This is a genomic window from Bacillus sp. CCB-MMP212, from assembly GCF_022748145.1.
Classification (GTDB): domain Bacteria; phylum Bacillota; class Bacilli; order Bacillales; family Bacillaceae_G; genus Bacillus_A; species Bacillus_A cereus.
The window spans coordinates 369111-384368 of record NZ_JALDQE010000002.1; the positions used below are offsets into that span (position 1 = coordinate 369111).

Below are 15258 nucleotides of genomic sequence, written 5' to 3' on the forward strand. Positions count from 1 at the left end.
GAAAAATCCTTATGCCACCTTGGCATAAGGATTTTTTGGGTTACCATTTTAATATGGAGAATCCATATGGAGGAAGTGTAACTTGTAATACACTTGCTTCTGCTGAAAATTCTTCATTTGTATAAATGTTAATTATTTTCTTACCAGTAACATGAAGAGGGAGTGAAACTGTAACTTCACTATTAGTAGGGTTTAAAACGAAAAAGATAGTTTCATCCTCATATGTTTTCGTATAAGAAATATAATTATGTTCATCATTTGCTTCGATGAATTGAAAAGTACCATGTCCTCCAAAAGCTGCATGTTGTTTTCGTAATGAAATCAATGTTTGTATATGTGTAAATAATGCATGATCTTGTTCTTTAGTATCCCAAATCATACATTTACGGCAATCGGGGTCCATACCACCATCCATGCCGATTTCATCTCCGTAATAAATACATGGAGAGCCGATGAAAGAAAGATGGAATACATAGAGCAATTTCAACTTATTTTTATCTCCATTGCATGTTGTTAAAATTCTTGGAGTATCATGGCTATCTAATAAATGAAAGGCTGCTTCATTTACATTCATAGAGTAGGAATGTAGAGATTCTGTAATTTGCTTCATAAATTCACTTGCTTTAATGGAATCGTTAGCAAAGTAAGAAAGTAGAGCGTTTGTAACAGGGTAGCTCATGACAGCATCAAATTGATCGCCTTGTAGCCACGGAAGGGCATCGTGCCAAATTTCTCCCAAAATATATACTTCAGGATTTAATGTCTTTATTTCAGTTCGGAATTCTCTCCAAAAGTTGTGATCGACTTCATTTGCGACATCAAGGCGCCAGCCATCTATATTGAATTCTCGTACCCAATAACGTCCTACTTCAAGTAAGTATTCTTTTACATCTGGATGAGCTGTATTTAATTTAGGCATATACGGTGTAAAGGCGAAAGTATCATAATTGGGAAGTGGATCGGTTATAATTGGAAATTCATGAATGTGGAACCACTCTTTATATGCAGACTTCTCACCGTTCTCTAGAACGTCTTGAAATTTCTCGAAAAAGTATCCACTATGATTAAACACAGCATCGAGCATTACTTTTATACCGTGTTTATGACATTCTTCAATGAGCTCTTTAAAAGTTTCTTTCGTCCCAAATTGTGGATCAATTTCCATATAGTCAATTGTGTCATATTTATGGTTTGAATGAGCTTTGAAAATAGGTGTGAAATATATTCCGGAAATGCCAAGCTTAACAAGGTAATCAAGGTTTTGAATAACACCAGCAAAATCCCCACCGAAAAAATTAGTTGGAGTAGGATTCGCACTTCCCCAAGGAAGGGTGTTTTCTGGATTCAGCGTACTATCGCCATTAGCGAATCGTTCAGGGAAAATCTGATACCAAATGGTGTCTTTAATCCAAGATGGTGCTTTGAATACATCATCTGCATGAATAAATGGAAAACAAAAAAAGTTACCAACATCATCATTTGGAATGTTAGAAAAGAATCCTCGCTCTGTATAAATAAGAGTGTCTGTTTCAGATTTTAATTCAAACCCATAACGTAAGCGCTTAAATTTCGGTTCGATCGAAATGGACCAATAATCAAATAATGCAGTAGAACCCGTTTTTTTCATTGGTGTACTTAATGAAATCCATTTCCCGTCTTTCCATTCGTAAGGATCACCGTAAATAAGATCGGCGCTTTGAACATCATCTCTCTTAGTACGTATTCGGATGTGAATAGTTTGTTCATCGTAAGCGTATGCATAATTATCTTTCGGCCTATGATAAATGGCTTCTTTAAACATATAGAAAATCCCCCTTCAATATCTCTATACATAGTATTCCCTGAAGTGTAATAATAAAGCCTATATTGCAAACGATTGCCTTTCTTATAGCTTTAATGTTGCTTATAAGAGTAGTATTCATTTCATATAAAGTCAATGTATAAAGAGTATAATGACATAATTTTTAAATTAATATTTGCAAAATGAATAAAAGAATGTATAATGATAGACAAATAGCGCAAACGTTTTCATAGACTTGAGATATTGTTTGCGCTTCAATTAAACTATTAAATGCAAACGTTTTCAGTTACTGAGGTACATAGACAATTTAGGGAGGTTTTTGGGATGAAGAAAGCATTATCATTATTAACGGTTTCAGCATTATCTATTGGTATGTTATCTGCATGTGGACCGAAAGATTCAGGGAAAAAAGAGGAAAGTAAAGCGAAAAAAGACTATGATCTTCTTGTTTGGGAAGATGATAAAAAAGGTGTTGGTTTAGAACCAGCAGTGAAAAGCTTTGAGGAAAAATATAAAGTAAAAGTAAAAGTTGTTGAAATGCAAATGACAGATCAAGTGAAGAAGTTACGCCTTGATGGGCCAGCGGGGACTGGACCAGATGTTGTAACATTGCCACATGATCAAATCGGAAATGCAGTAACAGAAGGTTTACTTTCTGAAGTGAAAGCAGATGATGCTGTAAAGAGTAAATTTACTAATTCATCAATAGAAGCACAGACATATAACGGAAAATTATATGGTTTACCAAAAGCAATTGAGACACCAGTCTTTATTTATAATAAAAAACTAATGCCAAAAGCGCCAGAAACGATGGACGAGCTGTTTAACTTCTCAAAAGAATTTACGAAAGATGGCAAGTACGGATTTTTAGCATTAGGAGATAACTTCTACTTTGCTAATGCATTCATGGCAGGTATGGGCGGTTATGTATTTGGTGAAAAAGATGGAAAGCCAAATGCAAGTGATGTTGGATTAAATAATAGCGGAGCAGTACAAGGTGCTGAATATCTTCAAAAATGGTACAAAGAAAAATTATTCCCGAAAGGTATTATCGGTGAATCAGGTGGGCCTGCTGCTGATGGACTATTCAATGAAGGAAAAGCAGCATCTATCATGAATGGCCCATGGGCGTTCCAAGCAATGGAAAAGAACGGGATTGATTATGGCGTTGCTCCAATGCCGAAATTACCAAATGGTCAACCGATGAAAACGTTTGTTGGGGTTAAAGGATGGCATGTAACAAGTTTTTCTAAACAAAATGATTTAGCTACAAAATTCACTGAGTGGGTAACAAATGAAGAAAACGCAAAAATTCGATTTGAGAAAACAAAAGAAATTCCTCCAGTAAAATCAGTAATGGAAGATCCAATTATTAAAGATAACGAAGCTGCAAAAGCAGTTGCAACGCAATCTGAAAATGGAATTCCAATGCCAAACATTCCAGAAATGCAAGAAGTTTGGAAACCAGCTGGAGATGCGCTTCAATTAGTTGTTACAGATAAAGAGGCACCAAAAGCGGCGCTTGATAGTGCAGTGAAACAAATTAAAGGTAATATTGAGGCAAATCATAACAAGAAAAAATAAGGTGAAATTCGTGCCTCTAATATGAGAGGCACGAATTCTCTCCCTTCCATGTAGGAAGAAAAAAGGGGGAAGGAACATGCAAACATCTATGGAACCAGCAAATGGGTTAAACCATTCAAAGCATAGAAAAATGGCAACCATGTTATCAATCATTCCAGGCGTGGGCCAAATGTATAATAAACAATTTGTAAAAGGTCTTATTTTTCTAGTATTAACAGGTTCATTTATTGTAGCCTTTGCTGATTTATTAAATATGGGATTATGGGGTATTGTAACGCTCGGTACAGAAGTTCCACGTGACCATTCTGTCTTTCTATTAGTAGAAGGAATCTTGGCCCTTATCGTTATCGTTTTTGGGCTCGGCATATATGCATTTAACTTATACGATGCATACCAAAATGGAAAGAAACGTGATATCGGAACACCGTTAAATTCTGTAAAAGAGCAATACCGTAATTTGTTAGATCAAGGTTTTCCTTATTTAATGGTTTCACCAGGTTTTCTACTACTTATCTTTGTTGTCGTATTTCCAATCATCTTCGTAATTTTAATTGGATTTACAAACTATGATTTATATCATTCTCCTCCAGCTAAATTAGTAGATTGGGTGGGCTTTAAAAACTTTATTGATATTTTCACTTTACCGATGTGGAGAGAGACATTTGTAAGTGTATTCTCTTGGACTGTCATTTGGACATTCGTTGCAACAACATTACAAGTTGCGCTCGGTATTTTCTTAGCGATTATCGTAAATCAGCCTGGTATTAAAGGAAAGGCGATTATTCGAACAATCTTCATTTTACCGTGGGCGGTTCCAGCATTCGTATCTATTCTTGTTTTCTCTGGTATGTTTAATGAAACATTCGGAGCGATTAACAATCAAGTATTAGCTTTATTCGGAATTGAAAAAATTGCTTGGATGACAGATCCATTTTGGGCGAAGATTGCTTTAATTATGATTCAAACGTGGCTTGGGTTCCCGTTTATCTTTGCGATGACAACAGGTATACTGCAATCGATTCCGGGAGAATTATATGAAGCGGCTACAGTAGATGGAGCGACAGCTTGGCAACAGTTTCGTAAAATTACATTGCCACTTGTGTTATATGCAACAGCACCAATATTAATTACGCAATATACGTTTAACTTTAATAACTTTAGTATCATCTATCTATTTAACGGTGGAGGTCCTGCTGTAGCTGGACAAGACGCAGGTGGAACGGATATTTTAATTTCATGGATTTATAAGTTAACGATGACTTCAGCGCAGTACGGAAAAGCAGCAGCTCTTACAATGATATTATCGTTAATCGTTATTACAGTTGCGTTATGGCAATTTAAGAGAACAAAATCATTCCAAGAAGAGGATATGATGTAAATGAATATTAAAAGACAGAAGATGTTACGTCTCTCATTAAGTTATTTAGTTATTTTCGTAATGTGTGCCATCATTTTCTATCCGTTATTATGGATTATTGGCTCATCGTTTAATCCAGGTGATAGTTTATCTGGATCAAGTATTATTCCACAAAATGCAACGTTAGATCATTATCGTAAGTTATTAGATCTAGAGAATAGTAATTACTTACTATGGTATAAAAACACATTAAAAGTAAGTGTTTTAACGATGATTTTCTCAGTGTTAGCAATTAGCTTTACTGCTTATGCATTTTCGAGATATCGTTTTGTTGGAAGAAAAAATGGTTTATTAACATTTTTAATCCTGCAAATGATTCCAAACTTTGCAGCGTTAATTGCTCTATACGTATTAGCTCAATTAACAGGATTAATTGATACACACCTTGCATTAATTTTAATTTATGTAGGCGGGGCCATTCCGATGAATACATGGCTTATGAAAGGGTATTTTGATACGATTCCGAAAGAACTGGATGAATCAGCTCGTATGGATGGAGCAGGACATTTCCGTATTTTTTGGCAAATCATTATGCCACTTGCAAAGCCAATCGTAGCGGTTGTAGCGTTATTTACTTTCATTGGTCCATTTACAGATTTCATTTTAGCGAGTATTATTTTGCGAACACCAGAAAATTATACTTTAGCAGTTGGATTATATGAAATGGTTGCGAAGAAATTCGGTAATGAATTTACAACGTTTGCAGCGGGTTCTGTGTTAATTGCGATCCCAATTTCAATTTTATTCCTATCACTACAAAAATACTTTATTTCTGGTTTAACAGCTGGAGGTACAAAAGGATGAAAAATGGGACATTACGTCCCATTTTTCTTTTCATCTCCCTATAAATAACTTTATAGGGAGATGAAAAGAGATTTGACATCACATGTGAAAAGAAGTGAAATAAATAGTATATTATAGTATAGGAAAAAATAGCTATATCCCTTACAATACATGAAGAGGGAGAATAGGATTAGTTTTGCAAGATATAAGAAATGAAAGTTTATGACTTGCAATGAGTGCGAGATAAAATATATGAAAAATGGCAGAGAAATGAGAGGAGGGGGATTTTTATGACAGTTACAATTAAAGATGTGGCGAAGCAAGCGAATGTTGCACCATCAACAGTTTCTCGTGTAATTGCTGATAATCCAAGTATAAGTGAAAAGACAAAGCGCCGTGTTAGGAAAGTGATGAGTGAATTAGGGTATCATCCCAATTTAAATGCAAGAAATCTTGCGAACCAAACGACGAAAACACTTGGTCTTGTTATGCCAAGTTCTGCAAGTAAAGCTTTTCAAAATCCATTTTTCCCAGAAGTTATAAGAGGGATTAGTTCATTTGCACACGTAGAAGGTTATGCGCTTTACATGTCGACAGGTGAAACGGAAGAAGAAATTTTTAATGGTGTCGTAAAGATGGTACAGGGACGTCAAATTGGTGGTATTATTCTTTTATATTCAAGGGAGAATGATCGGATTATTCAATATTTACATGAACAAAATTTCCCGTTTGTTTTAATAGGAAAACCATATGATCGAAAAGATGAAATTACATATGTAGATAATGACAATTATACAGCTGCAAGAGAAGTGGCAGAATATTTAATTTCATTAGGGCATAAGCAAATCGCGTTCATTGGTGGTGGATCAGATTTACTTGTAACGAGAGATCGTTTAGCTGGTATGAGTGATGCCTTGAAATTAGCAGACATTGTATTACCAAAAGAATATATTTTACATTTTGATTTTTCGAGAGAAAGTGGTCAACAAGCCGTTGAGGAATTAATGGGACTGCAGCAACCGCCAACGGCAATTATGGCAACGGATGACTTAATTGGACTTGGTGTGTTAAGTGCTCTTTCTAAAAAAGGGTTCGTTGTACCGAAGGATGTTTCTATTGTAAGCTTTAATAATGCTTTATTATCAGAAATTGCGAGCCCTCCACTTTCGACAGTTGATGTGAATATTTATCAGCTAGGATATGAGGCAGCAAAAGCTTTAGTTGATAAAGTAGAGAATGCAGAATCCACTGCAAAGTGTATCATTATTCCTCATAAATTACTAAAACGTCAAACTTGTGATCATTATGCATAAAAAAGCTAAGAGTTTAACTCTTAGCTTTTTTTATTAGAAAGGCTTCTAATCGGTCGCAGCCTTCTTTTAAAGTTTCGATACTATACGCATAGGACAAGCGAAGGTAGCCTTCACCGTATTCAGAGAATGCTGTTCCAGGAACTACAGCTAGTCCAGCTTCTTTGACAAGATCAAGTGCAAAATCAAATGATGAAGATGTCAAATGACCGACATATGGGAATAAGTAAAATGCACCTGTTGGCTTTTCAACTGCTAATCCCATTTGAGTGAGTCTATTATATACGTAATCACGGCGTTTTTTATATTGGTGGCGCATCATTTTGGGTGCGTCTTTAGCAGCTGTTAATGCTTCAATCGCAGCGTATTGAGCGATTGAAGTAGCACACGTTACATTGTATTGATGAACTTTTAATATGTGTCCTGCTAAATAGCTTGGTGCGAATAAAAGTCCAACACGCCAGCCAGTCATAGAATGTGATTTAGATAAACCGTTAATGACAATTGTCTTTTCACGCATTTCTGGGAAATGAGCGATAGATGTATGCTTTTGTTCATACACAAGCTCGCTATAAATTTCATCTGAAAGGACGAAAATATTTTTATCTTTTAAAACATCTACAATATCTTTTAATTCTTCTATGGATAAAGTTACACCAGTTGGGTTAGAAGGATATGGTAGTACGATACATCTTGTTTTTTCTGTAATAGCATTTTTTAGCGCGTCAGCTGTTAAACGGAATCCAGTTTCACGAACATCTACAAAAATGGGCGTTGCACCGCATAATCGAATAATAGGTTCGTAACCTGGATAAATAGGAGCAGGTAAAATTACTTCTGTTCCTGGCTCTAAAATCGTTCGGAATGCAACATCAATTGCTTCGCTAGCACCAATTGTAACGATGGTTTCGTTTTCAGGTGAGTAATGTAAATCGTAGTTATCTTTTACGAAGTTACAAGCTGCCTTACGTAATTCTAGTAAACCAGCGTTATGTGTATAGCTTGTATAGTTTTCTGTAATAGCCCGTTTTGCCGCTTCTTTTACGAGAGAAGGTGTAGGGAAATCGGGTTGTCCGATTGTTAAAGAAATCAAATTATCATAGTTTTGAATCATGTTAGAGAATTGACGGATTCCAGAAATTTGGATATCCTTCACTCTAGGGTTAATGAATTGTTCCATTGTATCTCCCTTTCTTCCGTTTGAAAATTAAGTTCATTTTATCATATTTTCTATGATTGCGCTTTGTATATGTAATTTAGAAAGAGAGAGAAAAGAAAAAAAAAGCCGCTATAAGCGACTTTTTAATATCCGTATTCCCAATCTATTTCATCTTCATTCCAGAGTACAGAGGATACCTTGCCAAGGTGAACAACTGATTCGTTCACAGCACATGTGCAATCTTCATCTCCTGCTTTATGCTGTAACTCTTCATATACTGATTTTTCAACATTTTCTAGAACAACCAAATTTTCTTCTTTTAAAACAAGCGTAGTACCCGCCATATTTATCTTCCTCCTACTAAAGTAATGATCACTTATTTGTAAACATAGATAGTATGGATTATATGCTGTATTTTGCTATAGTTGTCCGTCTAAAAAAGTATTTTTACATTTTCTTTGTAATCCGTATTCATTGTATACTGCACGAAGGAAATTTGGTACAGGGTTTACAATCATTTCGAAAATCTGTAACAATTATTATGAGTTGTTAACAAAGAATTAACAAATATGTTAAGAAAAATCAAAATTTTAAAACAAATAAACCTATAAAATGATATAATCATATCAAAATACATATAGGGGATGAGAGGTTATGGAGCTTATCCGTGATTTGTTGATTCAAATTGCCATCATAATTTTACCACTATTTTTATATGAAGCGATTCGTTTAAATCGCTATCAAGAAATGCCTCCGAAGCCAAATCGTTACTTTATTATGTTTTTATCTAGCGTTACGCTCGTTCTCTCCATGACATACTCTATTTGTTTTGGCAATGTGTGTGGGTATAACTTTCACCCAATTCCAATTGTCAGTGGTTTTTTATATGGTGGGATTGTTGGTTTAATCCCAGCGGTTATTTTTGTTGCATATGAATGGTTACTAAAGGGAATGAGCTTTCTTCCAGTTTTAGAAGTAACATTTCTATTGATAGTTCCGCTATTTTTATCAAAGAAATGGTCTCTTTTTTCAAGAGATAAGAAATTAATTTTAGCATTTATGATTTCATCATTTTATGTGCTTGTTTCTTTAGTATTAGGCATGATTAATGTTCTTTTGGAAACAGGATTTACACCGTATATTTCGCAAATATATAGCGGATTTATATTTGCCTCGCTTATCATGGTCATGACAATGGTATTTCAGGTGTATTTAACTGAATATTTAAATGAAAATGCATTGCTACGTACAGAGATGCAAAAATCAGAAAAGCTTAATATTGTAAGTGAGTTAGCAGCAAGTGTGGCACATGAAGTTCGAAATCCACTTACTGTTGTTCGTGGATTTATCCAATTGCTAGAAAGTACGGAAGATGTGAAGAATAAGGATTATATGCGTCTCGTATTAGCTGAATTGGATCGGGCGGAACAAATTATTTCAGATTATTTGAATTTAGCAAGGCCGCAAATTGAGAAAAAAGAACACATTTGTTTATCAGCCCAATTAATAGAAATGACCACTCTTATGTCGTCATTTGCAGCAATGCAAGGTGTATATTTACAAGTTGAAATTTCAGAAAGTCTTTATACGATTGGTGATAAGACAAAATTGAAGCAAGCTATTATGAATGTTGTTAAAAATGGTATTGAAGCAATTCAAGGAAATAAAGGATATTTAAAAGTAACAGCTATTCAAAAAGACGAAACAATCATAATAAGAGTTAAAGATAGTGGTGTTGGTATGACGAAAGAACAGTTAGCAAGGCTGGGGCAACCATATTATTCTTTAAAAGAAAAAGGGACAGGATTAGGGCTTATGGTAACATTTAGTATTTTACAAGCGCATAATGGTACATTGGAATATAAGAGTGAAAGTGGAAAAGGCACTGAAGCAATTATTATATTACCAGCTGTACAAAATAAGGAATAAAAGTTACCGATGGAAGGTAACTTTTTATTTTATATTGTTTATTCATTTGTTTTTTCTTGTTTTGCTCGGCTAAATAAACTTTTAAATGATTGAAAGAAGCTTTGCTCTTTTGAGGCAGCGACCATTCTTTTTGTTTCTTGAATTTCTCGAATAACTTGCATAAGCTGTGCATCACGATTACTGTCCTTGTTATAAATTTGACTAACAAGTTTATTCATTTTTTCTTCTTGTTTGGATTCTCGTTTATACATATGATTCATTAATAAGTCCATTTTTTCTTTTTGCAATGCATCTGTTTGAGCGGCGTGCTCGACTAACTCTTGAAGCATTTTTTCTTGAGAGCCTTCTTTTACATACACTTGTTGCATCAATTCATCTAGTTTCTCATCCTTTAAACGATTTTGTGTAATTAGAGTAGAATTTTGATGAATAATTGCTTCATTTAATTGAGCTAGCATTTCAAGTTTCAACATGAACTCCTCAAAGTTACGCCCATCTTCTTTTTCTTTCGGTTGTATCTCTTGCTTATCTTGTATAACTGGTACAGGTGGGGCCTCTTTTTCTTTTAAAATAATCGGTATCGTTTCTGAAATATCTTCTTGTAATGTGGCAGCTCTTTCATGTATAGATTTCAATAGTTTTAAATCATCAAGTTTATAAATACGAGCATCAGCTGTTTTAGAAATCATATAACCATGTTCCTCTAACAGTTGACTATATTTGCGGACTATATGTTTTGGGATGCCTGTTTTATTCGTGACATCTTTCGTTTTATAGGTAGCTTCCATGATATTTCCTCCCCAAAAAGTATCGTATATATCATTTCAATCTTTTATGAGGACTTCCTTTGAAAAAGAATGTCGGAAGGCTATTAGTTTTCTACAGCATTAGTGAAAAAATGAAATTTTTTGGCGGAATGGCAAGGAATAACTAAAATAATGTCTGAAAACATATACAGGAGAAGTTTGTTATAATAACTGAGGAAAAGAAACTGGTAGAAACATGGAGGTATACATGAAGCAATTAAAAGGTATTATCATTTCAATTATTGCAGTTCTGTCTATTTTAGTAGCAGTTTATGAAGTACTTGTGCCAGAGGAAACAAGTGTAAAGAAAACGAATACGTATGATCAAGTGTTAGAATTTCCGAAAGAACGTTATCCAGAGACAGGAAAACATATTACGGATGCTATAAAAGAAGGGCATTCAGAAGTTTGTACAATCGATCGTGGTGGTGCTGCAGATAGAAGGAAATTGTCGTTAGCACCGTATCCATCAAAAAAAGGGTATGATCGTGATGAATGGCCAATGGCGATGTGCAAGGAAGGCGGAAAAGGAGCACATATTGAATATATAAGTCCGGCGGATAACCGGGGAGCAGGCTCTTGGGTAGGGAATAAGTTAGATAAATATCCAGATGGTACGCGTGTGAAATTTGAAGTGAAGTAGTATTTGTACATTTCATAATGAAGGAGAAGGGGAACTATGGAGTTAACAATTTCTTATTCGCAATTAATGTTGATGAACTATGACGGTGAGCAGCCTTATGTAGACTGGACGGATGAAGATTTTGAAAGAGGTTATGCTGAGGCAGAGGGAACTGTTATTTTTGAAGCACTTTCTGATTATACTTGTGAAGTGAAAGTGACCCCAGGGAAACATATTGAAAAAGAAGAAGTGGTTAGAACGATTACGGTTCCTTTTACGGTTGAAAATGAAAGTATCGTTATAACGAGTATTCTTTCAAACAAATTTCAAATATCTATTCCAAATGGTGAGTATACAGTTGTCTTACAAGCAATTCCTCTTGAAGAGCCAACGGATGATGAATTATATAAAATACAATACGAATTCTTCTTTGAAAGTAAAGAATAAAAAATGGGTTATCCTGAGAAAAGGATAACCCATTTTTGTTATGCGTTTGTTTTTAAAAGGGAACGAGCATCTTTCGCTGCTTGAACCATATGTTCTAAAGCTGGAATAACTTCTTCTGTTCTTCTCGTTTTTAAACCACAATCAGGATTAATCCAGAAATATTTAGGATCGCATACTTCTAAAGATTGTTCTACGATTTTATACATTTCATCTTTACTCGGTACACGTGGGCTATGAATATCATATACACCTAGACCGATGCCTTTTTCATATGTTGTATGTTTTAACGTATCAATAAATTCTCCGTGACTTCTTGATGTTTCGATAGAAATTACATCTGCATCTAATGCGCGAATCGCGTCAACAATATCTTCGAAGTTACTGTAACACATATGAGTATGAATTTGTGTTTCATTTGCTACAGAAGAAGTTGCTAAAAGGAAGGATTGTACTGCCCATGTAATATAAGCATCCCAATCTTTTTCTTTTAGTGGCATTCCTTCACGAAGTGCTGGCTCATCGACTTGAATTACTCTAATTCCGGAAGATTCAAGTAGTTCAATTTCGTGACGAAGAGCTAGTGCAATTTGATACGAAACTTCTTTTCTTGGAATGTCATTTCGAACGAAGGACCAATTTAAAATCGTAACAGGTCCAGTTAACATTCCTTTTACAACTTTCTCCGTTAAGCTTTGTGCATAAACTGTTTCCTTAATAGTCATGCCGTTAATAAAGGCTACATCACCATAAATAACAGGTGGTTTTACGCAGCGGGAACCGTATGATTGTACCCAACCGTTTTTAGTGAATGAGAAACCAGCAAGGCGCTCACCAAAATATTCGACCATGTCAGTTCTTTCAAATTCACCATGTACAAGGACATCAAGCCCAATTTCTTCTTGGTAACGAATCCATTTTTCTGTCTCTTTTTCAATAAATTGTTCATATTGTTCATTTGAAATAACACCGTTACGCCATTCTTTTCGCGTTTGACGAACTTCAGTTGTTTGCGGGAAGCTACCAATGGTCGTTGTTGGTAATAGCGGTAACTCCAGGGCAACTTGTTGTAATTCGTATCGTTTTTCAAATGGAAGAGGGCGTGAAAAATCTTCTTCTTTTAGTGCTGTTCGTGCTGCTTTGACATCTTCTCGGTTACGTGCAGCAGATGAGCGAATTGTATGATGTACGTTTCGATATGTTTCCAGCTCATTACTAATGCTTTCTGTACCTTGAGTGAGAGCGGAATGAATAAGAACTAACTCTTCTAATTTTTGATTTGCAAATGCTAATGCATCAAATAGCTCAGTCGATAAGTGAGTTTCTTCTGTTTTATCGATCGGTGTATGCAATAAGCTACAAGAAGGCTGAACGATGAAATCTTTCGTTTGGACTTGTTTTTGTAACGTTGTAAATAACTCAAGAACTTCATCAAGGTCAGCTCTCCAAATGTTACGGCCATCTATACAACCGACAGCTAAAGTTTTATCAGCTGGGAATCCATATTTTGAAATAGCATTTAAATTACCTTCTTTACCATGAATGAAATCTAATCCAATACCGGATACCGGGAATGTAATAATTTCTTCATAGTTTTCTTCCACGCTATCAAAATACGTTTGTAAAAGAAGAGTCGCATTTGGAACTTCTTTACGAATAGCTTCATAAATTTCTTTTGCTTGTTGAACTTCTTCTTTCGTTAAAGAAGCGAAAATTGGTTCATCAACTTGAATGGCTTGTGCACCAGCTGCATGTAGTTCTGAAAGCAGTTGTACGTAAGGTGCAACTAACTGTTTTAAAATGGAAGGGAATTGTTCTTTTGTATAGCCTTTAGCTAATTTTAAGAAAGTATATGGACCTAAAATAACAGGCTTTCCATCTACTCCTAATTCTTGTTTTGCCTCTTCGTATAAGCGAAGTGGACGATTATCTTTTAAAGAGATTTGTAATCCCTCTTCATATTCAGGAACGATATAGTGATAGTTTGTGTTAAACCATTTTGTCATTTCGGAAGCTACGTGATTTTTAGAGCCACGCGCCATTGCGAAATATACATCAAGGTAAGATGTAAACTCAGAAAAACGTGATGGGATAAATCCTAGCATATAGGCAGTATCCAAAACGTGATCATAATATGTAAAGTCGCCAATTGGAATGAGTTCAATCCCTTTTTCTTGCTGTACTTTTACGTGTTGAAGGCGAATTTCTTTCATTGTTGTTAAAAATTGTTCTTCATCAATTTTATTGGACCAAAAAGCTTCCAATGTTTTTTTCCACTCTCGTTGTAGTCCGATACGTGGATAACCTAAGTTACTTGTTTGAATTGCCATTTTAAATTCCTCCCTAATTGAAAGTAAGCATTTCCGTTTACTAGGAAATACTTATAACAAAAAGTGCAAAGACATAGAAAATAAGCCTTCCTTTTTGTTTTAACACCTCATCATCATCCGTGAATCTATCAGTGTTGTTAAAACAGGCAGGTCTCCTGACTTATGCTTCATATAATTTCTTTCACCTTCCCGTTTTCACAGTGGCACCAAAAAGAAATCTCAGCATTTACAGTGGCGGGACCGTGTTGGAGTTTCACCAAGCTTCCCTTTTAAACACGAAACGAAATGTTCGTGTACCTATTTTCCTTTTGAAAGGAATTTAACAAGCGATATGATATTGAAACAAATTCTAACATAATTTTTGGAATTTTGTCTACTGTTTTAAAATAAGAAAATTCCAAAGTTTTTATTTCTTATTATTCTGACTTTTTATTCTGAAGTAACTAATAATATTACAGTATAAAAAGAGAAATTGAGCTATGAAAGAAGTAGGGATGTCTTCTTTCATAGCTCAATTTTCATCTATAGCAACTTCTGAAAGTCGGCCTGCTATAGCATCTTTAAGGAGGGTGTTTAGCCATTGTAATTCAACTGTAATATGCTCAATTACACTTTGCAAGATATATAGTTGTGCACGTGGAACCTTTCCTTTATTACAATCATATATCGTTTGCATAGTATGTAAATATTGAAGAGTATCATTTTTCTTTTTTTCTAAAATAGGAACTAATTCATGATCATTGCTAAAGTGAGCGAAAGATAGGGCTGAATAAATAGGTTTATATATTTGGTTTTTTGCTTCGAATTGTTTTAATAGTAAAGTGTGGAATAGTTTTTTGCCTTCTTCTGTTATATGAAAAATCGTTTTGTCAGGTCGGTTTGTGTCTCTAATTACATTTGTAATGTGAATTGCGCCTTGCTTTTCTAATTGCTCGAAAGCGTAATAAAGTGATCCTTTAGCATATTTAATATAACAATCCATTTGTCGTTCTTTCATAATATGCTGCACTTCATATGGATGTTTATCTCCTTCGAGTAGCAAGCCGAGAATGACTAATTTCATGCTCATGCTG

13 protein-coding genes and 1 riboswitch are annotated in these 15258 nt (G+C 34.9%); of the genes, 7 read left to right on the forward strand and 6 right to left on the reverse strand.

The features are described 5' to 3' along the window. Positions 1–40 precede the first annotated feature (40 nt). The gene (locus MRP26_RS06780) at positions 41–1801 is read right to left on the reverse strand and encodes an alpha-glycosidase (protein ID WP_197234472.1); all 1761 of its coding nucleotides are present in this window, start codon (positions 1799–1801) and stop codon (positions 41–43) included. A 324-nt stretch (positions 1802–2125) separates the two neighbouring features. On the opposite strand from MRP26_RS06780, the gene MRP26_RS06785 reads away from it, so the two are divergent. From MRP26_RS06785 to malR, 4 genes are all read left to right on the forward strand, one after another. Further along, positions 2126–3385: an extracellular solute-binding protein gene (locus tag MRP26_RS06785; protein WP_000709923.1), complete on the forward strand. Its 1260-nt coding sequence runs from the start codon at positions 2126–2128 to the stop codon at positions 3383–3385. Positions 3386–3461: 76 nt separating this feature from the next. Next, entirely contained in the window at positions 3462–4763 is a 1302-nt protein-coding gene (gene malC / locus MRP26_RS06790) for a maltosaccharide ABC transporter permease MalC (RefSeq protein WP_069356146.1), read from the forward strand. Beyond that, positions 4764–5606 (forward strand): maltosaccharide ABC transporter permease MalD, encoded by an 843-nt coding sequence (gene malD, locus MRP26_RS06795; protein ID WP_001022608.1) that lies wholly within the window; start codon positions 4764–4766, stop codon positions 5604–5606. A gap of 269 nt (positions 5607–5875) precedes the next feature. Continuing rightward, the gene (gene malR, locus MRP26_RS06800; RefSeq protein ID WP_000219053.1) at positions 5876–6898 is read left to right on the forward strand and encodes a maltose operon transcriptional repressor MalR; all 1023 of its coding nucleotides are present in this window, start codon (positions 5876–5878) and stop codon (positions 6896–6898) included. A 13-nt stretch (positions 6899–6911) separates the two neighbouring features. On the opposite strand, the gene MRP26_RS06805 is transcribed toward malR, so the two are convergent. Continuing rightward, the gene (locus MRP26_RS06805) at positions 6912–8075 is read right to left on the reverse strand and encodes an aminotransferase A (protein WP_053563723.1); all 1164 of its coding nucleotides are present in this window, start codon (positions 8073–8075) and stop codon (positions 6912–6914) included. A 122-nt stretch (positions 8076–8197) separates the two neighbouring features. Next, positions 8198–8398 carry a hypothetical protein gene (locus MRP26_RS06810; protein WP_000929276.1) on the reverse strand — a complete coding sequence of 67 codons (201 nt, stop codon included), beginning with the start codon at positions 8396–8398 and terminating at the stop codon, positions 8198–8200. Positions 8399–8708: 310 nt separating this feature from the next. Here MRP26_RS06810 and kinB point away from each other — a divergent pair, with 310 nt between their 5' ends. Beyond that, a complete protein-coding gene (gene kinB, locus MRP26_RS06815) occupies positions 8709–9983 on the forward strand; it encodes a sporulation sensor histidine kinase KinB (RefSeq protein ID WP_000420372.1) in 1275 nt (424 codons plus the stop codon). A 38-nt stretch (positions 9984–10021) separates the two neighbouring features. On the opposite strand, the gene MRP26_RS06820 is transcribed toward kinB, so the two are convergent. Further along, positions 10022–10771: a DUF3967 domain-containing protein gene (locus MRP26_RS06820; RefSeq protein WP_000388467.1), complete on the reverse strand. Its 750-nt coding sequence runs from the start codon at positions 10769–10771 to the stop codon at positions 10022–10024. Between the two features lie 226 nt (positions 10772–10997). Between MRP26_RS06820 and nucA the strand changes: the two genes are divergently transcribed. After that, positions 10998–11432, forward strand: coding sequence for a DNA-entry nuclease (gene nucA, locus MRP26_RS06825; RefSeq protein WP_242806053.1), 435 nt, complete (start codon positions 10998–11000; stop codon positions 11430–11432). 36 nt (positions 11433–11468) lie between these two features. Further along, on the forward strand, positions 11469–11858 hold the full coding sequence (locus MRP26_RS06830; protein WP_000424024.1) for a competence protein ComJ: 390 nt from the start codon (positions 11469–11471) through the stop codon (positions 11856–11858). Between the two features lie 38 nt (positions 11859–11896). On the opposite strand, the gene metE is transcribed toward MRP26_RS06830, so the two are convergent. Beyond that, positions 11897–14185, reverse strand: coding sequence for a 5-methyltetrahydropteroyltriglutamate--homocysteine S-methyltransferase (gene metE / locus MRP26_RS06835; protein WP_078400477.1), 2289 nt, complete (start codon positions 14183–14185; stop codon positions 11897–11899). A gap of 128 nt (positions 14186–14313) precedes the next feature. Next, positions 14314–14501, reverse strand: a riboswitch (cobalamin riboswitch). A 195-nt stretch (positions 14502–14696) separates the two neighbouring features. Next, positions 14697–15254 carry a PadR family transcriptional regulator gene (locus tag MRP26_RS06840; RefSeq protein WP_000062063.1) on the reverse strand — a complete coding sequence of 186 codons (558 nt, stop codon included), beginning with the start codon at positions 15252–15254 and terminating at the stop codon, positions 14697–14699. Between the last annotated feature and the right edge of the window lie 4 nt (positions 15255–15258).